This window comes from Neoroseomonas soli, assembly GCF_018129065.1.
GTDB classification, from domain to species: Bacteria; Pseudomonadota; Alphaproteobacteria; order Acetobacterales; family Acetobacteraceae; genus Neoroseomonas; species Neoroseomonas soli.
Genome location: NZ_JAAEDM010000023.1, coordinates 1 through 24903, shown reverse-complemented (window position 1 = coordinate 24903; position 24903 = coordinate 1). Strand labels below are relative to the sequence as shown.

Annotated in this window: 23 protein-coding genes and 1 tRNA gene; 8 read left to right on the top strand and 16 right to left on the bottom strand. The window is 70.4% G+C overall.

Annotated features, from left to right (window positions below):
- The first annotated feature begins 106 nt into the window (after positions 1 to 106).
- Entirely contained in the window at positions 107 to 604 is a 498-nt protein-coding gene (locus GXW76_RS10790) for a CDP-archaeol synthase (RefSeq protein WP_211862027.1), read from the top strand.
- An 11-nt stretch (positions 605 to 615) separates the two neighbouring features.
- Here GXW76_RS10790 and GXW76_RS10785 read toward each other — a convergent pair whose 3' ends face one another.
- Positions 616 to 1587 carry a metallophosphoesterase gene (locus GXW76_RS10785; RefSeq protein ID WP_211862026.1) on the bottom strand — a complete coding sequence of 324 codons (972 nt, stop codon included), beginning with the start codon at positions 1585 to 1587 and terminating at the stop codon, positions 616 to 618.
- A 221-nt stretch (positions 1588 to 1808) separates the two neighbouring features.
- Between GXW76_RS10785 and GXW76_RS10780 the strand changes: the two genes are divergently transcribed.
- Entirely contained in the window at positions 1809 to 2249 is a 441-nt protein-coding gene (locus GXW76_RS10780; protein ID WP_211862025.1) for an acyl-CoA thioesterase, read from the top strand.
- A gap of 9 nt (positions 2250 to 2258) precedes the next feature.
- Here the strand turns inward: GXW76_RS10780 and GXW76_RS10775 are convergent, their stop codons facing one another.
- A complete protein-coding gene (locus GXW76_RS10775) occupies positions 2259 to 2804 on the bottom strand; it encodes an Lrp/AsnC family transcriptional regulator (protein WP_211862024.1) in 546 nt (181 codons plus the stop codon).
- A 132-nt stretch (positions 2805 to 2936) separates the two neighbouring features.
- Here GXW76_RS10775 and GXW76_RS10770 point away from each other — a divergent pair, with 132 nt between their 5' ends.
- Positions 2937 to 5318, top strand: coding sequence for a transketolase (locus GXW76_RS10770; protein WP_211862023.1), 2382 nt, complete (start codon positions 2937 to 2939; stop codon positions 5316 to 5318).
- A 70-nt stretch (positions 5319 to 5388) separates the two neighbouring features.
- Here the strand turns inward: GXW76_RS10770 and GXW76_RS10765 are convergent, their stop codons facing one another.
- The 11 genes from GXW76_RS10765 to GXW76_RS10715 form a co-directional block, all read right to left on the bottom strand.
- Complete coding sequence (locus tag GXW76_RS10765) at positions 5389 to 6786, bottom strand: FAD-dependent oxidoreductase (RefSeq protein ID WP_211862022.1); 1398 nt, start codon at positions 6784 to 6786, stop codon at positions 5389 to 5391.
- The gene (locus GXW76_RS10760; RefSeq protein ID WP_211862021.1) at positions 6783 to 7397 is read right to left on the bottom strand and encodes a cysteine hydrolase family protein; all 615 of its coding nucleotides are present in this window, start codon (positions 7395 to 7397) and stop codon (positions 6783 to 6785) included. The genes GXW76_RS10765 and GXW76_RS10760 overlap by 4 nt, the downstream gene beginning before the upstream one ends.
- The gene (locus GXW76_RS10755; RefSeq protein WP_211862020.1) at positions 7394 to 9454 is read right to left on the bottom strand and encodes a hydantoinase/oxoprolinase family protein; all 2061 of its coding nucleotides are present in this window, start codon (positions 9452 to 9454) and stop codon (positions 7394 to 7396) included. The genes GXW76_RS10760 and GXW76_RS10755 overlap by 4 nt, the downstream gene beginning before the upstream one ends.
- Positions 9451 to 11130: a hydantoinase B/oxoprolinase family protein gene (locus GXW76_RS10750; RefSeq protein ID WP_211862019.1), complete on the bottom strand. Its 1680-nt coding sequence runs from the start codon at positions 11128 to 11130 to the stop codon at positions 9451 to 9453. Before GXW76_RS10750 ends, GXW76_RS10755 begins: the two co-directional genes overlap by 4 nt.
- Complete coding sequence (locus GXW76_RS10745) at positions 11127 to 11372, bottom strand: hypothetical protein (protein ID WP_211862018.1); 246 nt, start codon at positions 11370 to 11372, stop codon at positions 11127 to 11129. Before GXW76_RS10745 ends, GXW76_RS10750 begins: the two co-directional genes overlap by 4 nt.
- Before the next feature lie 47 nt (positions 11373 to 11419).
- Entirely contained in the window at positions 11420 to 12121 is a 702-nt protein-coding gene (locus GXW76_RS10740) for an ABC transporter ATP-binding protein (RefSeq protein WP_338150937.1), read from the bottom strand.
- Positions 12114 to 12860 carry an ABC transporter ATP-binding protein gene (locus tag GXW76_RS10735; RefSeq protein ID WP_211862017.1) on the bottom strand — a complete coding sequence of 249 codons (747 nt, stop codon included), beginning with the start codon at positions 12858 to 12860 and terminating at the stop codon, positions 12114 to 12116. The genes GXW76_RS10740 and GXW76_RS10735 overlap by 8 nt, the downstream gene beginning before the upstream one ends.
- A 1-nt stretch (position 12861) precedes the next feature.
- Positions 12862 to 13833: a branched-chain amino acid ABC transporter permease gene (locus tag GXW76_RS10730; RefSeq protein ID WP_211862016.1), complete on the bottom strand. Its 972-nt coding sequence runs from the start codon at positions 13831 to 13833 to the stop codon at positions 12862 to 12864.
- Positions 13830 to 14702, bottom strand: a complete 873-nt coding sequence (locus GXW76_RS10725; protein ID WP_211862015.1) for a branched-chain amino acid ABC transporter permease — start codon at positions 14700 to 14702, stop codon at positions 13830 to 13832. Before GXW76_RS10725 ends, GXW76_RS10730 begins: the two co-directional genes overlap by 4 nt.
- A gap of 65 nt (positions 14703 to 14767) precedes the next feature.
- Positions 14768 to 15988 (bottom strand): ABC transporter substrate-binding protein, encoded by a 1221-nt coding sequence (locus tag GXW76_RS10720; RefSeq protein ID WP_211862014.1) that lies wholly within the window; start codon positions 15986 to 15988, stop codon positions 14768 to 14770.
- Positions 15985 to 16815 (bottom strand): GntR family transcriptional regulator, encoded by an 831-nt coding sequence (locus tag GXW76_RS10715; RefSeq protein WP_211862013.1) that lies wholly within the window; start codon positions 16813 to 16815, stop codon positions 15985 to 15987. The genes GXW76_RS10720 and GXW76_RS10715 overlap by 4 nt, the downstream gene beginning before the upstream one ends.
- Positions 16816 to 16983: 168 nt before the next feature.
- Between GXW76_RS10715 and GXW76_RS10710 the strand changes: the two genes are divergently transcribed.
- Positions 16984 to 18954, top strand: a complete 1971-nt coding sequence (locus GXW76_RS10710) for an oxidoreductase (protein WP_211862012.1) — start codon at positions 16984 to 16986, stop codon at positions 18952 to 18954.
- Between the two features lie 353 nt (positions 18955 to 19307).
- Here the strand turns inward: GXW76_RS10710 and GXW76_RS10705 are convergent.
- A tRNA-Ala gene (locus tag GXW76_RS10705) sits at positions 19308 to 19383 on the bottom strand.
- Positions 19384 to 19506: 123 nt separating this feature from the next.
- On the opposite strand from GXW76_RS10705, the gene GXW76_RS10700 reads away from it, so the two are divergent.
- The 3 genes from GXW76_RS10700 (at position 19507) to GXW76_RS10690 (ending at position 22898) form a co-directional block, all read left to right on the top strand.
- The gene (locus GXW76_RS10700; protein ID WP_211862011.1) at positions 19507 to 20244 is read left to right on the top strand and encodes a CoA transferase subunit A; all 738 of its coding nucleotides are present in this window, start codon (positions 19507 to 19509) and stop codon (positions 20242 to 20244) included.
- Between the two features lie 11 nt (positions 20245 to 20255).
- Positions 20256 to 20909, top strand: coding sequence for a CoA transferase subunit B (locus GXW76_RS10695; protein WP_211862010.1), 654 nt, complete (start codon positions 20256 to 20258; stop codon positions 20907 to 20909).
- A 447-nt stretch (positions 20910 to 21356) separates the two neighbouring features.
- Positions 21357 to 22898, top strand: a complete 1542-nt coding sequence (locus GXW76_RS10690; protein WP_211862009.1) for a calcium-binding protein — start codon at positions 21357 to 21359, stop codon at positions 22896 to 22898.
- 35 nt (positions 22899 to 22933) lie between these two features.
- Here the strand turns inward: GXW76_RS10690 and GXW76_RS10685 are convergent, their stop codons facing one another.
- Positions 22934 to 23260, bottom strand: a complete 327-nt coding sequence (locus tag GXW76_RS10685; protein ID WP_211862008.1) for a hypothetical protein — start codon at positions 23258 to 23260, stop codon at positions 22934 to 22936.
- A gap of 191 nt (positions 23261 to 23451) precedes the next feature.
- Between GXW76_RS10685 and GXW76_RS10680 the strand changes: the two genes are divergently transcribed.
- Positions 23452 to 24153: a ribonuclease activity regulator RraA gene (locus GXW76_RS10680; protein ID WP_211862007.1), complete on the top strand. Its 702-nt coding sequence runs from the start codon at positions 23452 to 23454 to the stop codon at positions 24151 to 24153.
- Positions 24154 to 24235: 82 nt separating this feature from the next.
- On the opposite strand, the gene GXW76_RS10675 is transcribed toward GXW76_RS10680, so the two are convergent.
- Positions 24236 to 24903, bottom strand: a 668-nt coding sequence (locus GXW76_RS10675; protein ID WP_211862006.1) for a hypothetical protein, incomplete at its 5' end; no start/stop codon positions are given.

The following is a 24903-nucleotide window of genomic DNA, read 5'->3' as shown; positions in this document are numbered from 1 at the left end:
GTTCTCATATTCTCCTTGGAGAATTGCCTTCTCCTTGTCGAATGACGATAGGCCCACCCCCCACCCGCTGTCAAAGATGCCGCCCGCCGGGTCTATGCTTGCCGCGATGGCCATCATCGATCCGATCCTCGTGCTGCGGGTTCTCCTGCTGCTGTCGGTGGCCAACGGGGCGCCGGTGGTGACGGGGTGGCTGCTCGGCCGGTGGCGCGACGCGCCGCTCGACCGCGGGGGGGCATGGCGGGACGGGCGGCCGCTCTTCGGCACGTCCAAGACGATACGCGGCATCGCCGCCGCACTCGCCTGCACCAGCGCCGTCGCGCCGGTGCTGGGCTTCGAGATGGCGACCGGCTTCCTCGCCGCCGCCGCCGCCATGGCCGGCGATCTGTTCTCGAGCTTCGTGAAGCGCCGGCTCGGCCTTGCCCCGCACGCCGAGGCGCCCGGCATCGATCAGGTGCCGGAGGCGCTGCTGCCGATGCTGCTGCTGCGGTCCGCGCTCGGCCTTTCCGTGCCCGACATCCTCGTCGTGCTGGTGGCCTTCACCATCCTCGACCTGGTCCTGTCGCGCCTGCTGTCACTGATCGGCGCGAGCGGCCGGCCACGCTGACGGACGCCCGTTCAGGCGGCAGGCGCCCGCCGCAGCCGATGCAGCGTGACCTCCGGCGGGCAGTTCAGGCGCACATCGACGATGCAGGACCCCGCGCCGGCGGAGGTGTATCCGGCCAGCCCGTGGTAGCTCCATGGCCCACGCACCAGGCTGCGGGGGCTGTCCGCGTCGGTGAGCACCGCCACCCCGCCGGGCAGGCAGATCTGGCCGCCATGCGTGTGGCCAGAGAGCATGAGGTTGAACCCCGCATGCGCGGCGTGGCGGTAGGTCTCCGGCGTGTGCGACAGCAGGATGGAGATCGCGTCGCGCGGGATGTCGTGCGCCGCGCGGTGGAAGTTGTCCATGCGGTAGAAATGCGCGTCGTCAATGCCGGCCAGGTAGATGGCCTCTCCGCCGCGGACGAGCCTCACGCATTCGTTGAGCAGCATCCGGTAGCCCATGGCCTCCATCGCCGGGACCATGCGGATGGAATCGTGGTTGCCGAGGATGGCGTAGACCATGCCGTCCAGGTGCGGCCGCAGCGTCGCGAGCCCTTCGAGCGCCGCGGCGAAGGGGCCGAAGGTGCGCGCCCGGTAATCCCCCGTGAGCACGCAAAGGTCGTAGCGCAGGGCGCGGGTGCGCTCGACCAGCACCTCCGTGAAGCCCGGGCTGATGTCCAGATGCAGGTCGGAGAGCTGGAGGATGGTGTAGTCCTCGAAGGCTTCCGGCAGGCCGGGGATCAGGACGACGTTCTCGCGCAGTTCGATGGTGCGCGCGTTGCGCCGGCCGCGGCCGTGCAGGCCGACGAGCCAGAGCGCCGCCCGGATGAACGAATGTACCGAGTACCAGTTCTCGAGATGGAAGAAATGCGTCCCCTTGCGGAAGACGTGCGTCTCGTAGTCGTGCTCGAGACCGAGCCGCTGCCGCACGTGCAGGTGCCCGAGGCGCAGTTCAAGCGCCGACAGGGCGGTCCTCTCGCTGGGTGTCGGCTCGGGCGATCTCATGCGGGCGGCCGTCGGGTGGGCGGCAGGGGATCCGCAACCATCGCCGCGAAGCATGCACCCATCGCCCCCAGCCGGCTAGGCCGAGGGAGCGGCCCCGGCCGGCCCTCTTGATCCCACCCCGCTCGCCGTGATCCTTCCTGCATGTCCGGTGACGCAGGCCGGGCCGAGGGAAGGAGCATACGGATGCCGCGACAATCTCCTGCACGACGGGCGCCGGCGCCATGACCGACCGTCCCGCCCCCGGCACGCTCGCCGACTACCGCCAGCACGTCGCGATCACCACGCGCTGGTCGGACAACGACGCCTACGGCCACATCAACAACGTCGCCTATTATTCCTTCTTCGACACCGCCGTGAACATGTGGCTGATCCGCAGCGGCGTGCTCGACATCCAGAAGAGCCCGGTGATCGGCCTGGTGGTCGAGACCGGCTGCCGCTACTTCCGGCCGCTCGCCTACCCCGTGGAGATCACCGCCGGCATCCGCGTCGCGCGCATCGGCACGTCCTCCGTGCGCTACGAAGTGGGCATCTTCGGCGGCGAGGACGCCACCGCCGCGGCGGAGGGCCACTTCATCCACGTCTACGTCTCGCGCGACACCGGCCGGCCCGTGCCGCTGCCCGCCGATCTGCGTGCCGCGCTCGAGACGATCCTGGTCCTCTGAGGCGCCCCCTCAGCCGCTCCGGGCGGAACGCCGCTTGCGCGCGGGCGGCTTCTCCGGCTCGGGCTGGTGCAGATGGCCGGTGGGCAGGGCCGTGGTGTATTTCACCTGCTCCAGCGCGAAGCTCGACCGCAGGTTGGCGACGCCGGGGATCGTCGTCAGGTGATCGACCACGAAGCGGTGGTACTTCGACAGGTCCTCGACCACCACGCGCAGGAGGTAGTCGGAGTCGCCGCTCATCAGGTAGCACTCCATCACCTCCGGCCGCCGCGCGATCCGCGTCTGGAAGGCGCGCAGCGCGGCTTCGTTCTGCTTCTCGAGCGTCACCTGCACGAAGACATTGACGGCGAGGCCGATCGCCTCGGGATCGACGACGGCGACCGAGCGGCGGATCACCCCGCGGCTGCGCAACTCGTCCAGCCGACGCCAGCAGGAGGACGGGGTGGTGCCGATCGCCTCGGCCAGCTCGGCCAGGCCGAGGTCGCTGTTCTCCTGCATCTGCTCGATGATCCGGACGCTGAGGGGGTCGAGCAGATCGTTCGCGACTGTTTTCCGCATTCCTGTCCACTTCCGGATGGATTTGCCAGATTTGCGCGCCGGCGCGGCAAGTTTGCAAGCCATTCCCACGCGCGCTCCGCCAGGATCGGCCTGCACGCGGGGAGGAAGCATCCCGCGCAGGGGATACGCGCCATGCTCGACCAGATCGGCCTCGCCACCACATCCGTGCGGCAGCACTCGGAGGAGGAGCGGCTGCTCGCGGAAGTCGATCGCAAGGTGCTCTGGCTCTCGGCCTGGATGATCCATCATGCCAACCACCTGCGCCCCTCGGCGGACGGGCTGAAGGTCGGCGGGCACCAGGCGTCGTCCGCTTCGATCGCCACCATCATGACGGCGCTCTACTTCGCCGTGCTGCGCCCGCAGGACCGCGTGGCGGTGAAGCCGCACGCCTCCCCGGTGTTCCACGCCATCCAGTACCTGCTCGGCAACCAGACGCGCGAGAAGCTGGAGGCGTTCCGCGCCCTGGGCGGCGCGCAGTCCTACCCGTCGCGCACCAAGGACGTGGACGACGTGGATTTCTCCACCGGCTCGGTCGGATTGGGCGCGGCGCAGACCATCTTCGCGAGCCTGGTGCAGGACTACGTCCGCCTGCATGGCTGGGGCGACGGCACGCCGGAAGGCCGCATGGTGGCGCTGGTGGGCGACGCCGAGATGGATGAGGGCAACATCTACGAGGCCCTGCTCGAAGGGTCCCGCCACGGGCTGCGCAACACCTGGTGGGTGGTGGACTACAACCGCCAGAGCCTCGACGCCGTGATCGGCGAAGGCGTGAACGACAAGATCATGGGCGCCTTCACCACCATGGGGTGGGAGGTGGTGGAACTGAAATACGGCCGCCTGCTGCAGGCCGCCTTCGCCGAGCCGGGCGGCACGCGGCTGCGCGACTGGATCGATGCCTGCCCCAACCAGCTCTATTCCGCGCTGGTGTTCCGCGGCGGCGCTGCCTGGCGCGAGCGGCTGCTCGAGGACCTCGGCGACCAGGGCGATGTCAGCGCGCTGCTCGCGCGGCGCAGCGACGACGAGTTGGCGCGGCTGATGACCAATCTCGGCGGCCATGACCTCGGGCTGCTGCTCGATGCCTTCCGCAGCATCGACCATGACCGGCCGGTCTGCTTCCTCGCCTACACCATCAAGGGCTTCGGCCTGCCGCTCGCCGGCCACAAGGACAACCATGCCGGGCTGATGAACCCCGCGCAGATGGACGCCTGGCGCGTCGGCATGGGCATCCGGCCGGGCCATGAATGGGACATCGCCGAGGGCCTCGGCATCACCGAGGCGGACCTGCGCGGCTTCCTCGCGCGCGTGCCCTTCAATGCGCGCGGCCCGCGCCGCACCACCGCGCCCGCCCTGCCGGTGCCGGAGACGCTGGCGATCGAGAAGCAGGCCCAGGCCTCCACCCAGGCCGGCTTCGGGCAATTCATGCACGCGCTGGCGCGCAGCGATGCGCCGATCGCCGAACGCATCGTCACCACCTCCCCCGACGTCACAGTTTCCACCAATCTCGGCGCCTGGGTGGGGCGGCGCGGGCTCTTCGCGCAGGAGGCGCGGCACGACCTCTTCCGCGAGGCGAAGATCCCCTCCGCCTATCGCTGGGAAGCCGGGCCGCGCGGGCAGCACCTGGAGCTCGGCATCGCCGAGATGAACCTGTTCCTGATGCTCTCCGCCCTCGGCCTGTCGCACAGCATCTTCGGGACGCGGCTGATCCCGGTCGGCACGCTCTATGATCCGTTCATCGCGCGCGGGCTCGATGCGATGAACTACGCCTGCTACCAGGATGCGCGCTTCATCCTGGCGGCGACGCCCTCGGGCATCACGCTCGCGCCGGAAGGCGGCGCGCACCAGTCGATCGGCACGCCGCTGATCGGCATGGCGCAGCCGGGGCTCTCATCCTACGAACCGGCTTTCGTGGACGAACTCGGCGTCATCATGCGCTGGGCGCTGGGGCATGTGCAGCGGGACGGCAGTGAGGGCGGATCGGTCTATCTGCGCCTGTCCACGCGCAGCATCGAGCAGCCGCGGCGCGACATCACGCCGGCACTGGCCGAGGACATCGTCGCCGGCGGCTATTGGCTGCGCCCGCCCGGGCCGAACTGCGCGGTCGCGATCGCGTTCTGCGGCGCGGTGGCGCCGGAGGCGATCGCGGCCGCGGGCCTACTCGCGGAGCATCGCCGCGATGTCGGCGTGCTCGCCGTCACCTCCCCTGACCGGCTCTTCGCCGGATGGCGCGACGCCGAGACGGCGCGCATGGCGGGCTCGGCGCCGGCGCCGAGCCCGGTGGAGCGCCTGCTGCGCCCGCTGCCGCGCCATTGCTGCCTGGTGACGGTGGCCGATGCGCATCCGGCCGGCCTAGGCTGGCTCGGTTCCGTCGAGGGGCACCGGGTGAAGGCGCTCGGCGTCGACGCCTTCGGCCAGAGCGGCAGCATCGCGGAACTCTACGGGACCTACGGCCTCGACGCCGCGGCGATCCTGCGCGCGGCGCAGGCCGGCAGCCCGGGGGCGCCGCTGCCGGTGTGATCACGGCCGACGACATGCATGCCCCGGACCTTGTCGAACGGCGTAGGCGGTCGGTCGTTGGCCCCGGTCCTTACCGACAGACCTGATGGCCCGCCGCCTGGCCCGCGACGCGCCCCAGCGCGATCGCGGCCAGCAGCCCGTTGCCGGAAAGATAGCCCGCCGGTCCCGCACCGGAGACGCCACAGGCCGCCCCACCCGCGGCATAGAGGTTGGGCAGCGCCGAACCGTCCGGGCAAAGCACCCGCGCCGCGTCATCGACCACCAGCCCGCCCTGGGTGTGGAACAGCGCGCCGGTGACGCGCACGGCGCAGTACGGCGCGGCCAACTGCGGTATGTCCACGAAGCGGCGGCCGAAACCATCCGTGCCGCCCGCCTGCTTCAGCGCGGCCACCTCGGCCAGCGTCGCCACCAGCGCCTCGGTCGGAATTCCAAGCCGAAGGGCCAAGGCCTCCGGCGTGTCGGCGCGCAGGATGGCGCCGCCTTCCTCGGCCTTGCGGAAATCCTCGAACTGGCGGGCAATGCCGGCGATGCGTCCGTCGAAGATGGTCCAGGCGACACCACCGGACTGGCGCAGCACGACCGCGGCCTGTTCGGAGTAGCCGTGCGCCTCGTTGGAGAAGCGACGGCCCTCGGCGTTCACCTGCACGCCGCCCTCGGTGATGGTGGCCCAGGTGATGAGGATGCCGTGCGGCTGCGCCACCGAGCCGTGGCCCTGATGCCCCGAGAGATGGCGCGTCGCTGCGCCCAGCGCCTGCCCCCAGAGCAGTGCGTCGCCCTGGTTGCCGGGGTGGCCGAAATAGAGCGCATCGGCCATGGCGGGGATGTGCTCCGCGACGAGTTCCCGGTTGCCGCCATAGCCGTTGCAGGCGAGCACCAGCGCATCGCAACCGATCTCTTCCCGCGAACCGTCCGGGCGATGCAGGCCAATGCCGGCGATGCGGCCGTCGGCGGCGGCGAAGAGACAATCCACCTGCGTCTCGCACAGCAGCGGAATGCCGGCGGCTTCGGCGGCGCTGCGCAGCGCGTCGACCAGCGCCTCGCCGGATCGGCTCGGCAGGCCGTGCATGCGAAGGGCGGAATGGCCAGGGTAGCGGAAATCCGTCACCAGCGAGAAGCCGAGGCCGTGCGCCTCGTGCAGCCATTCCAGCGTCGGCGTGATGTGCGTGGTCAGCAGGGCCACCAGCGCCCGGTCAGGTTCGTCGGCCGCCTTGGCCATGATGTCGGCGGCGAAGTCCTCCGGCGTGTCCTCCACCCCTGCCGCGCGCTGCCACCGCGTGCCTGCCGCCGGGATCAGCCCGGCGGAGAGCGCCGTCGAGCCGCGCGGCACTGCGTCGCGTTCGAGCAGCAGCACATCCGCCCCGGCTTCCTGAGCGGAGAGGGCGGCGACCAGGCCCGCCGCGCCTGCGCCCACGACCACGACCGGCACACAGGCCCCGAATCGGGCCTCCCCGGCGGGGCGGATGGTCACGCCGCGGAGACCTCGGCCACCAGCGTCGCGATGTCCGCCACGCGGCAGACCGGGCGCAGCGCCTCGATGGCGGTCTTGTGCGTGGCGGGGGAGAAGGCGGCGCTGCCATCCTCGATCACCGTCACGTCGAAGTCGCGCACATGCGCGTCGCGCACGGTGGAGGCGACACCGCCATTCGTCACGATACCGCCGACCAGCAGCTTCTCGATGCCGCACTTCCGCAGCACCCATTCCAGCCGCGTCATGTAGAAGGCCGAGTAGGCGACCTTCTCCACCGAGAGATCCGCCGGCTGCAGCGTGTCCACCAGCGCATGGCCCCAACTGCCGGGCTCGAAGTCGCCGTGCGTGAGGAAGGGGCGCAGCTGCCTGAGATGCGGGGAGATGATGGGCTCCCCGCGCTTCGCGGGCACCAGGGTGAACTGGGTGGAGACGACCCAGCCGCCGCGCGCACGCAGCGCATCGGCGAGCGGCTTCAGTTTCTCCGGCAGTTCGGCGATCTCCGGCGCGCCCTGGCCGGCACGGCCATAGGCGCCGTCCGGGTGCAGGAAGTCGTTCTGCAGATCGACGATCAGCAGCGCGGTGCGGTTGACGGGGATCGGTTCGGCACTCATGCGGTCTCTCCCAGGCGTTCGACGATCACATTGCCCAGCGCATCCACCCGCGCCTTCAGATCCGGGTCGATCAGCACCGTGGCGTCGGGCTGTTCCAGCACGGCGGGGCCGTGCACCTCGGCACCGATGGGCAGCAGCAGGCGGTCGTGGACCGCAGCCTCGTGCCATTGGCCGGCGAACCAGACCTGGCGGCTGCCAAGGCGCGCCGCCTCCATCGAGGCTTCCGCCCCCGGGGCCAAGGCGGCCAGGTCGAAATGCGGCCGGCGGCCGATGGCGGCGGTGCGCAGGTTGACGATGCGCATGCCGACGCCGGGCAGCAGGCGGCTGAAGCTGCGCCGGTAGGCTTTCTCGAAGGCCGCCTGGATGATGGCCTCGCTGACGCCGGTGGTGCCGTGGTCCATCGTGACGGGCAGCGGCACGGCGACGGTGTGCGTCTGGCCCTGGTAGTGCATGTCGAGTTCGAAGACGGTGTCGATGCCCTCCACCGTCAGCCCGGCGGCCTCCACCACGGCGCGCGCCGCCACGGCCTCGGCCACCATGCGCCGGTCCAGAGCCGCCACATCCATGCCGCCCAGCGAGAGGTTCAGCGTCTGCACCTGGTCGTGCCGGATATCGGCGATGACGCAGCCCAGCGCCGAGGTGACACCCGGATAGCGCGGCACCAGCGCGCCCTTCAGCCCGACCTCCTTGATCAGCGCGCCGACATGCAGCGCGCCGCCTCCGCCAAAAGGCACGGCGACGAAACGCCCCGGATCATGGCCGCGCTCGATCGAGACCAGGCGGATCGCGCCCGCCATGCGCGCGTCGGCGACGCGCACGATGGCTTCCGCCGCCGCCATGACCTCAAGGCCGAGCGGTTCCGCGACATGTCTCGCGATCGCCGCGCGCGCGGCCTCCAGGTCCAGCCGCGCGAGCTTGCCGCCGATCGGGCGCTCCGCGTTGATGCGGCCGAGCACGACATTGGCATCCGTCAGCGTCGGGCGTGTATTGCCCTGGCCGTAGCAGACCGGCCCGGGGCGGGAGCCGGCGCTTTCCGGGCCGACCTGGAGCAGCCCGCCGGCATCGACATGCGCGATGGAGCCGCCGCCGGCGCCGATGGTGGTGATCTCGATCATCGGCGTGCGGACCACCAGGCCGAAATCGATCGTGGTCTGCGCCGCGAGTGCGGTCGCGCCCTCCACCACGAGCGACACGTCGAAGGAGGTTCCGCCGAGGTCGCCGGTGATCACGTTCGGGAAGCCCGCCGCGCGCGCGATGGCGGCAGCGGCGATCACACCCGCCGCAGGACCCGAGAGCGCCGTGCGCACCGGCAGCCGCCGCGCCGTGTCGGTGGACATCACGCCGCCATTCGACTGCACGATGTGGAAGCGGCCCGAGAAGCCTTCTCCTTGCAGCGCGGCATCGAGCTTGGCCAGGTAGCCGCCGACCACCGGCTGGAGATAGGCATTCAACACGGTGGTGGAGGTCCGCTCGAACTCTCGGATCTCCGGCAGGATCCGCGCCGAGCATTCGATGTTGCCGTTCGGCCAGACCGCAGTCGCTGCCTCCAGCGCGGCGAGCTCATTCGCCGGATTGGCATAGGCGTTGATGAAGCAGATCGCGAGCGCCTCTGCCCCCCGCCCGAGCAGCGCGCGTGCGGCGGCGGCGACCTCGGCCGGATCCACCGCGCGGCGCAGCGTGCCGTCGGCCAGCGTGCGCTCCGCAACCTCGAGGCGCATGTCGCGCTCGACCACCGGCACGAAGTCGCCCCACAGGCCCCAGGTGTGGCGGCGGTCGCGGCGGCGCATCTCCAGCACGTCGCGGAAGCCGGCGGTGGTGATCAGGCCGATGCGCCCGCCCTTGCGCTCCAGCAACGCATTGGTGCCGACCGTCGTGCCGTGCACGATCGAGGAGAGCCGCGCCACCGGGCCGAAGCTCCGCAGGCCCGCGAGGAATCCCACGGCCTCGTCGCCACGGTTGGACGGAACCTTGGCAGTGCGGAACTGCCGCGCGGCCTCGTCGTAGAAGAACAGGTCGGTGAAGGTGCCACCGACGTCCACGCCGACGATCGCACTCATGCCTCGCTCTCCACGCCGTAGTCGCGCCGAGCCGCTGCCGGCGTGATGAAGCCGAGCCGCAGGTCGCGGCGAACCTTCTCCGGATCTCGCTGCGCCGGCGGTCCCCAGCCGCCGCCGCCCGGGGTTTCCAATCGCACGCGCCGACCCGCCCTGATCTTCACGTCCGTCACCTTGGAGACGAGTGGCGGGCTGGCCTTGCCCTCGGCCGTGTCCCAGGTGAATCGGTTGGTCGCCGCAGGCTCGCCGCCCAACACGCCGAAGGGCGGCACCTTGCCGCGTTCGCCGAGCAGGAAGACGTCGGCATCGGTCAGCACCTCGATCTCGTAGATCGCACCGAGACCGCCGCGATGCTCGCCGGCGCCCGCGCTGTCCGGGCGCAGCGCCCACTGGGTGAACATCACCGGATAGGCGGCTTCCAGGATCTCCACCGGCGGGATGGTCGCCGTCGAGATCGGGTTGTTGGCGTGGTTCAGCCCGTCCGATTCAGGATTGCCGCCCAATCCGCCACCGAAGAAGGAGAACATCACCCAGCGGCTGCCGTCCCCGCGGTGGCCGGCCAGCGAGAGCGCGTTGATGGTGCCGAAGGGTGCGGCGGTGGCGCGCGCAGGGTCGGCTTCGGCCAGCGCGCCGAAGACAACGCCGATCAGCCGCAGGATCGTCTCCGTGTAGCCCGCCATCGGCTTCGGCGCCTTGGCGCCGAGCAGCGTGGTGTCGGGAATGACGAAGTCGATCGGTCGCAGGCAGCCCGCATTTGCCGGCACGGCGGTGAAGACGTGCTTGAGCGCCACGTAGCAGGCCGCGACGCTGGTCGCGTAGGAGATGTTGATCGGCCCCTGCGGCGGCGGCGAGGAGCGGGAGAAGTCCAGCACCATCGCATCGCCCCTGATCGTCAGGTCCAGCGCGATGGTCAGCCGTTCGTCGGTGATGCCGTCATTGTCGAGGTAGTCCTCGAAGCTGTAGGTGCCGTCGGGCAGGGCTTGGATGGCGGAGCGCATCAGCGCCTCGGCGCGGGTGGAGAAGGCGTCGAAGGCGGCGGAGACGGTGGCGTCGCCGTACTCGTCGAGCAGCGCGTGGAAGCGCCGCTCCCCGAGGTCGAGCGCATTGAGCTGGCCGTTCAGGTCGCCCCAGTTGGAGATCGGCAGGCGCGAATTGGCGGCGATGATGTCGAGCACGTCCTGCCGCATCTCGCCCGCCGCCACCAGCCTCACCGGCGGGAAGCGCACGCCTTCCTGGAAGCATTCCGTGGCCTTGGGGTTGTAGCCGCCCGGCACGTTGCCGCCGATATCCACCCAATGGCCGACCGAGGCGAGCCAGCAGAACAGCGACCCGCTGCGGAAGACCGGCCGCACCAGGCGGAAATCGTTGAGATGCGTGCCGCCGTCATAGGGGTCGTTGAACAGGAAGGTGTCGCCTGGCTGCAATCCGCCCTCGCGCGCCACCTTCGCGATCACCGACCTCACGGCGAAGGACATGGCGCCGACGAAGATCGGCAAGCCCTTCGTGCCCTGCACCAGCGTGTCGCCGGTCTCGGCGTGATAGAGGCCGTGGCACGCGTCGCGCGCCTCGGCGATGATCGGGTTGAAGGCGGAGCGGTAAAGCGTCGCGTCCATCTCGTCCGCGATCTGCTCCAGCCTTCCGTTCAGGATGGCGAGGGTGACGGGATCGATCGCAGTCATGCCCGGCCTCCCTTCAACGCGGCGCCGAAGCGCCCGTCATCCTGGCCGGATGCCAGCATCCTCGGCGTGCCGATCAACGCGTCCGGCGCCCCGAGTTCGAACATGCGGCGCCGAACAGGTTGGTTGTGGCCATGTCCCGCGAGGGCGCGATCGTGGTCCTGCACCGTGCGCGCGAGGACACCGGCGATGCCGGCCGGGGACATCACCAGGCGTCCGCCCTGCGGGGCTTGCTTCAGGCTCATGGCGTTCTTCCTGTCGGCGCGCTCCAGGCGCGCCCCTTCTGTCGTCTCTAGAGGCCGAGATAGGCGCGCTTGACTTCGGGCCCGGCAAGCAGCTCGGCCGCGGTGCCGTACAGGGCCACGGCACCGTTCTCGATGATGTAGGCCCGGTGGGCGATCTCCAGAGACTGCACCACGTTCTGTTCCACCAGCATCACCGTCAGCCCCTCGGCACTGAGCCGGCGCACCAGGATGAACATCTCCTCCACCAGCAGCGGCGAGAGGCCGAGCGAGGGTTCGTCGAGGATCAGCAGCCGCGGCTCGGCCATCAGCCCGCGGCCGATCGCCAGCATCTGCTGCTCACCGCCCGAGAGCGTGCCCGCGGCCTGGCGCGTGCGTTCGCGCAGCCGCGGGAAGATGGTGAAGACACGCTCGATATTGCTGCTGCGCCGCGTGCGCGCGCGGCGGTAGCTGCCGAGCTCGAGGTTCTCCCGCACCGACATCTGCGGGAAGATCTTCCGTCCCTCCGGCACGTGAACCAGGCCTGCCGCGACGATGGATGCCGCCGGCGCGCGGTCGATGCGCCGGCCGTCGAAGCGCACCTCGCCGGCGCGTGCCGGCACGACGCCGGAGATCACCTTGTTCAGCGTGGTCTTGCCGACACCGTTGGCGCCGAGCACGGCCACGACCTCGCCGGCCGCCACCTGCATGTCGATGCCGCGCAGCACCTCGGTGCCGCCATAGCCGGCACGCAGGCCCGTGATCTCAAGCACGGGGGGCCTCCGCCGCGTTCAGCCGCGCCGCGGCGCCGGGGCCGAGGTAGGCTTCGATCACCTTTGGATCGGCGCAGACCATGTCGGGCGGGCCGACGGCGATGATCTCCCCGCGCGCCAGCACATGCACGGTTTCACACAGGGTCATCACCGCCTGCATGATGTGCTCGATCAGGAAGATGGTGACGCCTTCGTCGCGGATCGCACGGATCAGCGGGAGTATGTCGCGGATCTCGGCAGGGTTGAGGCCGGCCAGGACCTCATCCAGCAGCAGCAGCTTCGGTTCCGTCGCGAGCGCGCGCGCCACCTCGAGGCGCTTGCGGCCGGCGACCGTCAGGCTTGCGGCGGGTTTGTCGAGTTGCGGGCCTAGGCCCAAGCGTTCACCGATCAATGTCGCGCTCGCCAGCGTCTCGGCGCGTTGCGGGTGGCGCAGATAGGCGCCGACGGCGATGTTCTCCCGCACCGACAGCCCGGCGAAAGGCTTCACGATCTGGAAGGTGCGCGCGATGCCACGGCGGGCGCGGCGGTGCGGCGCTTCCGTCGTGATGTCCTCCCCCGTGAAGAGGACGCGGCCGGCACTTGGCGCCAGGAAGCCGGAGGCCATGGCGAAGAGCGTCGTCTTGCCCGCGCCGTTCGGCCCGATCAGGCCGGTGATCGAGCCTTCGGCCACCGACAGGGAGGCGTTGTTGACCGCCAGCAGCCCGGCGAAGCGCTTGGTGAGGCCTTCCACCACCAGCATGTCAGCGGCCCTCCCGCGCTGCGGACCGGCTTTGGAGCACCCGCGCCGCGAGGCCGGCGATGCCGCGCGGGGCGAAGGCGATGGCGAGGATCAGGCAGCCGCCGAAGACGACCAGGTCGAGGCCCGGACGCCCGCCGGCCAGCAGCTTCGTCGCCTCGCCGACGCCATGCAGCGCCAGGGCGCCGACCAGCGGGCCGAAGGCGGTCCCGATGCCGCCGACGATGGGCGCGAGCAGCGCCTCCACCGAGATCCAGGTGCCATAGGCGACGTTGGCGTCGATGTAGAGGTAGTACTGGGCGTAGAGGCAGCCCGAGCATGCCGTGATCGCGGCCGACAGGGCGATGGCCCCGAGCTTCACGCGCAGCGTGTCGACGCCGAGCGCCTTCGCGGCCTCCTCGTTCTCCCGCACCGCGACCAGGTGCGCGCCGAAGCGGGAGCGCTCCAGCCAACGCGAGAGGATCAGCGCCACGCCGACGAAGCCGAGCACGAGCAGGTAGAAGTGCCGCCGGTCGGCAAATTGCAGGTTCTCGAAGCCCGGCTGCAGGCGGATCAGCAGCCCGGCCGCACCGCCGGTGAAGCCCGCGGCATTGGCGACGATCCGCAGCACCTCGGCGAAGGCCAGCGTGACCAGCGCGAAATAGGATCCGCGAAGCCCGGCCCGGAAGCTGAGAAAGCCGATCGCCAGGCCGACGATGGCGCCGACGACAAGGCTGGCACCAAGCCCCACCCACGCGCCCCAGCCGAGCTGCACCTGCAGGATCGCGGTGGCATAGGCGCCGCTACCGAAGAAGGCGGCATGGCCGAAGGAATACTGCCCGCCGAATCCGCCGAGCACGTTCCACCCCTGCGCCGCCAGCGCGACGATGAGCACCGCGATCAGGAAGTTCAGCGTCGGCCCGGAGACACCGAGATACGGCACCACGGCGAGCGCGAACAGGAAGCCCAAGTGCGGCAGGACGTCGCGCAGGGTCATGCGCGTGCCCCGAACAGGCCCGATGGACGGAACAGCAGCACCAGTATGAAGATCACGAAGATGCCGAGCTGGCCGAGGCTGTCCCCGAAATAGAGCGCCGAGTAACTCTCCACGACGCCGATCAGCAGCCCGCCAAGCAGCGCCCCCGGCACCGAACCCATGCCGCCCAGCACCACGATGGTGAAGGCCACCAGCACGAAGACGCCGCCGCTGCGCGGGTTCACATAGAAGATCGGCATCAGCAGGCAGGCGACGACGCCGAGGCAGGCCGTACCGATGCCGAATGTCACGGCGTAGATGTGCCGCACGTCGATGCCGACGAGCTGCGCGCCCAGCTTCTCATGCGCCACGGCGCGGATCGCCCTGCCCGTGTCGGTGCGGTTGAGCAGCAGCCAGAGCAGCCCCGTCACCACCAGCGTCGCCGCGGCGCCGATCAACCGCGGCGTCGAGAGCAGCAGCGGCCCGACCGGCACCACATCGAAGGCGTAGTCCGTCTGCAGTGTCCTCGTGTCGGACCGGAAGACGGCGAGCAGTGCGTTCTCGAGGATGATGGAGAGGCCCAGGGTGACGAGGAGGATGTTGTTGTCCTCCCCATGGCTCGCCGGCCCGATCACCCAGCGCTGCACGCCGTAGCCCAGCGCGAACATCAGCGGCACCACCGGCAGCAGCGCGACATAGGGATCGAGACCCACCAGCGCGAAACCACCCCAGACGAGGAACATCGCGCAGGTCAGCAACGCGCCATGCGCGAAGTTGATGATGTGGAGCACGCCATAGACGAGCGTGAGCCCAAGCGCGATGAGCGCATAGATCGCCCCGGTCATGAGGCCGTTCAGCAGGGCCTCCAGCAGGATCTCGGTGGGGAACATCCGCCCTCGGGCTTCAGGGTGTTGCGGGCGGACGGCCGGCGCGCGGCCGCCCGACGGCAGGGAGGTCAGCCGGTAACCGGGAAGACCGGCCGCACCTCGGCGTAGCGCTCGGGGAAGATGACCTTGACGTCGCCGTTCTGGACCTGGGTGTTGAGCGGCAGGGCGCTCGTGTTCTGGCCGTTGCGGAAGCGCACCTCGCCATAGGGCATCACCGAGCTGCCGAAGGCCTGGGTGTTCAGCGTCTCGATGATCTTCGCGCGATCGGCGCTGGCCGCCTTCTCGAGCGCTTCCGCGATCAGGTGGACCGCGCCGTAGTTGATCGGAACGTTGTAGGCGTAGCTGCGGCCACGGGCCTCGACGCGCGGACGCAGCGCGACCGCGGCGGGGTTCTTCGGGTCGTGCCAGTGGTTGCAGTCCATCACGCCGTCGGCCGCCTGCGGAAACTCCTTGACGAAGCGCAGGCTGGACGCGGCGCCGCCGAAGATCGCGTAGATGCCCTTCGGCCGCACCCGCTGCTGCAGCAGGGTGCGCGCCATCAGCACGAACTCCCCGTAGTAGTGCGAGGGAATCACCAGATCCGGCCGCAGCGAACGGATGCGCAGCACGACGTTGGACATGTCGCGCGCCGGGGTCGGGTGGGAGATGGTCTCGAGGATCTCGAAGCCGAGCCTGGGCAGTTCCGCCTGCATCAGCCGGGCGAGGCCGCTACCGAAGAGGCCGTCCTCGTGGACGATGACCGCCGTGCGGGCCGGCTTGCCGGCATTGTCGTTCAGCCGCACCAGGTTCTGCAGCGCGACCGCCGTGGCCATGGAGAAGCTGGGGCCGAAGCGGAAAGTGTTGGGCAGCCCGCGCTCGGTGAGCTGGTCGGCGACGGCGCTGTCGATCATGTAGGGCAGGTTGTAGCGCGCCGCGGCCTGCGTTGCGGTGGCCGCGAGGCCGCTGGCGAAGCCGCCGACGATGGCGCAGACACCCTCGTTGTTCAGCTTCTCGACTTCCTGCGCCGCGGCCTCGGGGTTCGAGCGGCTGTCGCCGAACACCATCTCGAGCCGCGCGCCGCCCAGCGCCTTGATGCCGCCAGCGGCGTTCAGGTCCTCGATCGCGAACTCGGCGCCGAGGCGACCGAGGTCGCCATCGTTCGCGAGCGCGCCCGTCACGGGCTGGAGCACGCCGATCTTCACCACCGGTGCCTGCGCACGCAGCACGCCGGGCGCAGCGAGCAGCGCCGTGGCTGCCGCCGTACCGCACATCAGGGCGCGGCGGGACAGCGTTTCCTGGAACGTCTTCATCGTGATCCTCTCCTGTCGACGACGGCAGTCGTGGAACTGGCCTGCTGCCTTGGCTTGGCGGGACCCTCCGCTGCGGGCGCCCAGCGTCGCGCCCCGGCATCGCCGGTACGCAGGAGGTCCATGCGAAACGAGTAGCGGTCCGGCCGGTACAGCGCGTGGAGATGCTCGATGCCGCGGCCCGAGGCATCATAGACCACGCGCGTCATGGAAATGAGCGGCGAGCCGACGTCGAGTTGCAACGCGTCGGCCACTTCGGGGCCGGCGAGCGACGCGCTGATCTCCTGCGTTGCACGCTCGGCCGACAGACCGGAGCGTTCCATCAGTTCGAGCAGCGGCGTCGCCGCAAGCTCGCCTTCCGTGTAGGTCAGGCCGATCCGCTCCGGCACATGCGTGGTGAGGTAGGAGAAGGGCGCGCCATCGAGCAGGCGGACGCGCACGGAACGCTGCACGCGCTCCTCGGGCGTGAGTCCCAGGGCCTCGGCGATCCCCGGCGCGACCCGCGCGTATTCAAAGGCGAGGAGCCGGACATCCGTGCTCCGCCCCATCTGGATCAGCCCGGACAACAGGTCGGCGAAATCGGCCACCATCGGCCGTGGCCCGGCCTGGCCGCGCACATAGGTTCCGGAGCCGGGACGCCGGCGCACCAGGCCTTCGTTCGCCAGCAGGTCGATCGCGCGCCGCGCGGTGACGCGGGAGATGCCGTGCTCGACCGCGAGCGCCGGCTCGCCCGGCAGGCGCGCCCCGTCGGCCAGCCTTCCGCTCGCGATCTGGTCGCGCAGCAGGAGGTAGAGGCGGCGGGCCTTGTTGGGCTCGATCGCGGCGCTCACGCATTGCTCCCTGGCGTCCGGTTTGCCTGCCTGCCGCAGCATCCTTGACGCTTGTCACGCTACAGAGACAGCATTCTGTCCGTCAATTGATACAGGCTTGCCGGGAAACGGGCCGGTTCGGGCAAGGTCGGCCTTGCCGGCGGATACGGACAACGAAGGGAACACAGGATGACGGCCGAATTCCCCCATGTGCAACAGCCGCTCCGGGTCGGTGGCCTGACCTTCCGGAACCGCATCCTGGTCCCCGCGCACACCACGAATTTCGGCCACGACCACATGCCGAGCGAGCGGCACCTGCACTACCACCTCGCCCGTGCGCGCGGCGGGGTCGGTGCCATCATCTTCGAGTCCATCCGCGTCCACCGGAACTCCCTTGGCCGCCCGCCCGCCGTCTGCGGCTTCGATCCGGCCTGCATCGAACCCTTCCGCCGCATCGTCACCGCCGTGCAGGCGGAAGGTGCGAAGATCCTCGGCCAGATCATCCACCTCGGCCGGCACATCGACGGCGACTTCGAGCGCACGGTGTCCTGGGGTGCCTCGGCCATTCCCTGGACCACGACGGCCGCGCCGCCGCGCCCGATGGACCTCGAGGACATGGCGGCCGCCACCGAGGGGCACGTCGTCACCGCGCGCAACCTGGTCGCCGCGGGGTTCGACGGGATCGAGCTGCAGATCGCGCACGGGCACCTGCTGCAGCAGTTCCTCTCGCCGCTCTCCAACCAGCGGACGGACGAATTCGGCGGCTCGCTCGAGAACCGCATGCGCTTCCCGCTCGCCGTGCTGCGCGCGGTGCGGGAGGCGGTGGGCCGCGACTATTGCCTCGGCATCCGCGTCAGCGGCGACGAGTATGTCGAAGGCGGCCTCCATCTCGACGAGATGCTGCAGGTCGTCACCGCCATGGCGCAGGCGGTGAAGGTCGATTTCGTCAACGTCTCCCACGCCGCCTACCACGGCAGCTACTCGCTGGCGACGCAGATCGCCGACATGGCCTTCGACGTCGCGCCGTTCCGCGAGTTGCCGCGCGCCATCCGTGCCACGCTGCGAGGCGCGGGCTTCGATACCCCGGTCTTCGCCGTCTGCCGCTTCGACTCGCTCGCGCAGGCCGAAGCGACGCTGGCCGCCGGGGATGCGGACGCCATCGGCATGGCCCGCGCGCATATCGCGGAACCCGCGCTGGTGCGGAAGACGCTCGAAGGGCGCGCGGAGGAGATCCGCCCCTGCATCGCCTGCAACCAGGGTTGTGCCGGCATGCTGGAGAAGAACGTTCCGATCCGCTGCCTGGTGAATCCCATGGCCGGCATGGAAGGCGTCTGGGCGGAGCCGGCGCACGACCGCGCCGCGCAACCGAAGCGCGTGCTCGTGGTCGGTGGCGGTCCGGCCGGGCTCGAGGCTGCTGGCGTCGCCGCGGCACGTGGCCATCGGGTCACGCTGTGGGAGGCCGGAGCGAGGCTCGGCGGTCAGCTCGCCTGGCTCGAGGGCGTGCCGAAGCGGCGGGAATTCCTGCGCCTCGTCGAGGCCCAGACCGCGGTGCTCGCGCGCCATGGCGTCCAGGTGGAAACCGGCCGCACCGCAACCGTCGAGGCGATCGCCGCCTTTGGCGCCGACCAGGTCGTGCTCGCCACCGGATCGGTCAATGCGCCGTCGCCCGTCTCCGATGCCGGGCTGAGCCTGACGCTCGAGGAAGCCACCGAGGCGCCGGAGCGGCTCGGGACGACGATTGCGGTCCACGACCTGACGGGTGAGTTCAGCACGCTGGGCCTGGTCGAGTATCTCGCCGACCTCGGCAGGTCAGTGACGGTGTTCACGCCGGCGGCGGCCTTCGCCTGGCGCACGACGATCTACAGCACGCTCGGCAACCTGAAGCGGTTGCGGGAACGCAAGGTGCGGCTTGCGCTGCTGCGCAAGGTGCACCGCTGGGACGGTGCGCGGCTGTCCGTGGAGGATGTCTCCACCGGAGAGGTGGAGGATCTGCCGGGCTTCACCGGCCTCGTCGTCGCGCGCCACCGCATCGCGAATGATGGCCTGCTGGCGGAGTTGAAGGCGCTCGGCGTGCCGGTGAAGCCCATCGGCGACTGCCTGGCGCCGCGCACGGCGTTGGAGGCAGTGTACCAGGGCCACGAACTGGCGCGGGCGATCTGACGCGCATCGCACGCACGCCGGTCCCCGGGATCGCGGCCCGGGGCGGCCGTACGCGCCTGGCGTGATGCACCCGCCTGGCTTGCGGGCCTCGCAACTCGGCGCGGCGTCTTCGCCGAAGGCCCAGGCGTACCTTGCTGCCCTGACCTATGCGCCCTTGCGTGGGCCTCGGCGGCCATTGCGCGTGGCGGAGTGTAGAGACGGAACCCGCTGCCTTGCCCTGCTTGGGTGTGGCGGGAGGGTCCTTGTGTCGGATTGTCGGCCTGGAAAGGCAGCCTGGCCGGCAGCCATGCATGCAGGAAAAGCCTGTGTGGAAACAGGCCCTAACCTACTGATCTAATTGAAGAAAGCGGGGGTGGTGGAGCCACGGGGAATCGAACCCCGGACCTCTTGAATGCCATTCAAGCGCTCTCCCAACTGAGCTATGGCCCCCCGGGAAGAGGCGCGCCGTATAACCTCCGCCGCCAAACCCCGCAAGGGGGGCATCGCCCCCTTTCGGCGCGGCGCAGGGAACGGTAGGGAGAAGGCCTCACGGTTCGTGATCGGGGAATGTCCATGGGCAAGGTCTATCCTGACGCCAAGGCAGCGCTGGCGGGCGTGCTGCGCGACGGCATGGTCATCCATTCGGGAGGCTTCGGCCTCTGCGGCATCCCCGCCCTGCTGATCGAGGCGATCCGCGAATCGGGGGTGAAGGACCTCACGGTCGTCTCGAACAACGCCGGCATCGACGACGCCGGCCTCGGGCTGCTGCTGAAGACGCGGCAGATCCGCAAGATGATCTCCTCCTATGTCGGGGAGAACGCCGAATTCGCCCGCCAGTACCTGGCCGGGGAGCTCGAGATCGAGTTCAACCCGCAGGGCACGCTGGCCGAGCGCATCCGCGCCGGCGGCGCCGGCATCCCCGCCTTCTTCACCAAGACCGGCGTCGGCACCGAGGTGGCGAAGGGCAAGGAAATCCGCGAATTCGACGGCGAGACCTACGTGATGGAGCGCGGCATCGTCGCCGACCTCGCCATCGTGCATGCTTACATGGGCGATGCCGAGGGCAACCTCGTCTATCGGAAGACGGCGCGGAACTTCAATCCGATGATGGCGACCGCGGCGAAGGTCACGGTGGCGCAGGTCGAGCACCTGGTCCGCCCCGGCGAGATCGACGCCGACCAGATCCACACGCCCGGCATCTTCGTGAAGCGCATGATCGTCTGCCCGCAGGGCTACGAGAAGCGGATCGAGCAGCGCACCGTGCGCAAGCATCCGGCCGCCGCGGCCGCCGGCGCCGAATCCCAGGCCTGAGGAGAGCGCACATGCCCTGGAACCGCGACGAGATGGCCGCGCGCGCGGCCCGCGAACTGCAGGACGGGTTCTACGTCAACCTCGGCATCGGCATCCCGACGCTGGTGGCGAACCATGTCCCCGCCGGGATGAACGTGCAGTTGCAGAGCGAGAACGGCATGCTCGGCCTCGGCCCCTTCCCCTATGAGGGAGAGGAGGACGCCGACCTGATCAATGCCGGCAAGCAGACCATCACGCAGCTGCCGACCTCCTCATTCTTCGATTCCGCGCAGTCCTTCGGGATGATCCGCGGCGGGCACATCGACCTGTCCATCCTCGGCGCGCTGCAGGTGGCCGCGAACGGGGACCTCGCGAACTGGATGATCCCCGGCAAGATGGTGAAGGGGATGGGCGGCGCGATGGACCTCGTCGCCGGCGTGAAGAAGGTGATCGTGCTGATGGAGCACACCGCCGGGGGCAAGCCGAAGCTGCTCAAGCAGTGCACGCTGCCGCTCACCGGCGCGCGGGTGGTGGACATGGTCATCAGCGACCTCGGCGTCTTCGAAGTCGCGCGCAAGGGCGCGACGCGGCTGGTGCTGACCGAACTCGCCCCGGGCGTCACGGAAACCGAGATGCGCGAGAAGACCGAGGCCGAGTTCGAGGTCGCGCTCAGCCGCGCGGCATGAGGAAGGACCGCGCGGCGCGGCACTGAGCCACAGTCAAGCCGACCACCATGGCGCCGGTCAGGCCCGCCCTCTCGATCGTCGCGCCGTGCTTCAATGAGGCGGCGTGCCTGGACGAGTTCCATCGCCGCGCGGCCGCAGCGGCGGCGGCAACTGCCGGCGCTGACTACGAGACCGTCCGGCATCGGCCCTGGTCAGGGAGCGTTCGGGAATGCGCCGGATGGCGCATTCCCGGATAAGGGCCAGAGCTGCCATTCCCAATCGGGCCCTTGCCAGGGGCGGGACGTCTTGGCGCGATCGCGGTCGTACCGCTGCCGATCAGCGCGGTGGGGCACGGGCTCGCCCGCCCCGCTGGGGCCGGAGGTCGTCGCGACGTAAAGGGTGACACCGCGCTGCGCCCGTGATGTCCTCCCGATCAAGCCGGGGAGAGAACATCAAATGAGCAGTGCAATGCCCGCCCTCCTGTCCGCGGGGCCTGCTGCCGCCACGACCGGCCTCCGGCGCGACGGAACGGCACGACGGGATGTGCTGCTCGGATCCACAGGCGACGACACGCTGCTCGGCTATACGGATTCAGATGACCTGCGCGGCGGCGATGGCGACGACCTGCTCGTCGGCGGCGCCGGCGACGACGTGATCGGCTGGACCGGCTACCGCCCCGTCCCGGCCGGGGAAGCCAATCCGGGCGAGGAAGCCGGCAACGACACCCTGCTGGGCGGCGCGGGGAACGACACGCTCGGCGGCGGGGACGGCAACGACCTGCTCCTCGGTGCCGCCGACCGGGACCTGGTGCGGGGTGGCACCGGCGACGACACGCTGCTGGGCGGCGAGGGCAACGACTCCCTCTTCGGCGACGAGGGCCGCGACCTGCTGCTCGGCGGCAGCGGCGCGGATGTCCTCGAGGGCGGCGCCGACGCCGACACGCTGACGGGCGGCGACGGGGACGACCTCGGGCGCGGCGGCGCGGGCGCAGACCTCCTCGTCGGCGGTGCGGGGCGCGACACGCTGCACGGCGATGCCGGCGACGACAGCGGCCTGGGCGGAACCGAAGGAGACGCGATGTTCGGCGGCGCCGGCGCCGACACCCTCTCGGGCGGGGCGGGGGACGACCTGTTGGTCGGTGGCGTGATCTCCGGCCCCGGCGCGCCGGACGTCGACCCGGGTGCGGATGCGCTCTACGGCGGCGACGGGGCGGATACGCTGATCGGCGGCGGCGGGGCGGACCGGCTCGGCGGCGGGACGGGCGCCGACCTGCTGCGCGGGGGCACCGGCAACGACACGCTGGCCGGCGGCACCGGGGACGACACGCTGACCGGCGGTGCCGGCGACGACGTCTTCGTGCTGCGGCCGGGCGATGCCGCGACCATCACCGATTTCCGTCCTTCTTCGCGCAGCGTCTCCCTGACCTTCGACGAGCTCGAGCCCGGCACCCCGATCCCGGAGGCATACGGCGGCCTCGCCTGGGGCGCCGTGCACGACCCCGACACCGGGGAGTTCACCGGCTTCAACGCCGTCACGGTGCGCGAGGGCGGATCGATCCGCGCGCCGACCGGGACGCTCGGCATTTCCGACCCCGACGGCCGCGCCTTCGTGGTGGAGGGCGGCGTCGTCCTCAAGCACTCGGGCACCATTGGCCAGGTCCGCACCTACCGCGACGGGGACCTGCTGCAGACCTTCGGGTTCGAATACGACGCCGAGCGCGTGGACCTCGGCCTGGGCCTGGCCGGCATGCTGCCCGCCGACCACATCGAGATCGAGGATCATGCCGCGTTCGGCGGCGTGATCCTCTCCGTGCCGCTGGACAGCCTGAGCATCCGCTACGTGGAAGCGCCCGAGCAGGACCTGCTGCATGTTGCGACGCCCGCCCTGGCGGCGGGGCTGGTCGCCTCCGCCGCGGATGTCGAAGGGGCGGTGGCGATGTCCTTCGGCGGGATTTCGGTAACGCTGCTGGGGCGGGCCGCGGCGGAGGCATCGCTCGACTGGTTTGGCTGACGCCTGCCCGGATTGACGCGCCCGCCGCGCCGGCGTCAGGGAAGCGGCCGGCCGTAGAAGCCGATCCCGACGCCGTGCCCGGTGGCAGTCCGGACGCTGAGGTCGTAGCGATCGTCGTGGATGGTCGATTCGGTCACCTGCCCGCCGACCATCAGACGCTCGGCGATGCGCCGCTTCGCACAGCCTTCCCGTTCCGCGCGCGGCTTCGTCGCGTCGTTGAGCAGGCTCCAGAGGTATTCCGGCACGTAATGCAGGAGATCCCGCGTCGAGAGGAGGCAGCGCGGCTCCGGCGCCGCCAGGATCGTCTCCGGGAACTCCATGGTTTCTGACAGCGTGCCGTCCACGACAACCTTGATCTGCATCGATCCCGGTCTCCCTGTTGCCCGATTGCTGCCCTCCGCCCGAATGTTGCCGGCGCCAGGCGCGGGCAGGCAACCGGAAACCGTGGCGCATGCCCGCTGACGCCGAGGCCGCCGGCGCGGCGCCGGCTTGCCCCCTTGCCCGTTTACCCGGCCCCTGCGATGCACTCGCACCTGCGCATGGAGAGGACACGATGACCCTGACCGCCGCCCAGAAGACCGCCCTCGAGGGCGTCACGACCGCTACGCTGACGACCGTGCTGCTCAAGAAGGGCGTACGGTTCTGCTACATCGCCGGCTCGCGCCCGATCGTGCCGGGCAACACGAAGCGCATCGTCGGCCCCGCCTTCACGCTTCGCTTCACCCCGACGCGCGAGGACCTGGCGACCGTCGATTCCTGGTCCTCCCCCCGCTCCACCCGCGCAGCGATCGAGGACATGCCCGAAGGCTGCGTCGCCGTGGCGGACGCCATGGGCAACACCGCGGCCGGCATCTTCGGGGACATCCTCTGCGCCCGCATGGCGAAGAAGGGCGTGGCCGGGCTGGTCACGGACGGGATGGTGCGCGACGGCGCCGGCGTGATCGGCACCGGCCTGCCGGTCTTCTGCCAGGGCTATGTCGCCCCGGCCTCGGTCGCCGCGCTGAACTTCGTCGGCTGGCAGGAGACGATCGGCTGCGGCGGCGTCACCGTGATCCCCGGCGACATCATCGTCGCCGATGCCGACGGCGCCGTGGTCATCCCACAGGCGATGCTCGACGCCGTGGTGGAAGCCGCGGTCGAACAGGAACGCCTCGAGGCCTGGATCATGACGGAAGTCGAGCGCGGCGTCCCCCTGCCCGGCCTCTATCCGCCGAATGCGGAAACCAAGGCGCGCTACGAGGCCTCGCGCAAGTAGCGCGCCGCGGCGCGCGGGGTATGGCCCCGTGCGCCGCGTCACGCCGGATGGCCAAAGGTCAAACCCTTGGCCATCTGGGGTTTCATTCCAGCGTCACGCGCGTCGGCGTGACCACCACCCCAATCGATCGGCGTCGCCCGTCCGCTGCTACGGCGAAGCGCTCGATCCGGGTCGCGTAGGATTGCGCGACCAACATGCCGGTGTTGGTATCCACCGCCATGCGTACGGAGATCTGGACCTCCATGGGAGCGGCGTCGCTTCCCATGGTGCCCGCAAGCTCGACGCCGCAGATCAGCACCACGACGGCACGGCCACGGATTGCCGCCGTGCTTTCCGCGCGACACCGCATGCCCCGCGCCGAACCGCGCATCGGCATTTCGAAGATCTCGCGCGCCGGAATGCGCCGACGCTCGAGGCTCAGCGTCGCGAACTGGTCCCGCCAGGACGCGACCAAGCCGTCGCGCGCCGGATCGGGCGGTTCGGCGGAACCATCGGTCCGCACGGCCGCGAATTCCGCGATGCGCCCCTCGGCCGTCCGGAGCGCGGAAATTCGCAGCCCCGTCGCTTCCTGCTGCAGGAGGAGGCGCATGCCGCCAGCCTCCGGCCGGGCCTCCGCCACGGTCAGGCAATCGCGCTGCGGCGGCCGGCCGGGCCGCAGGGTCTGTTCGCGGCAGATGCGCTGCCACGGCCCCCAGGCCGTGCCGCCGATGGCGACCGGCGCGGTGACCGGGCCGGCCGCGCCGTCGAGCG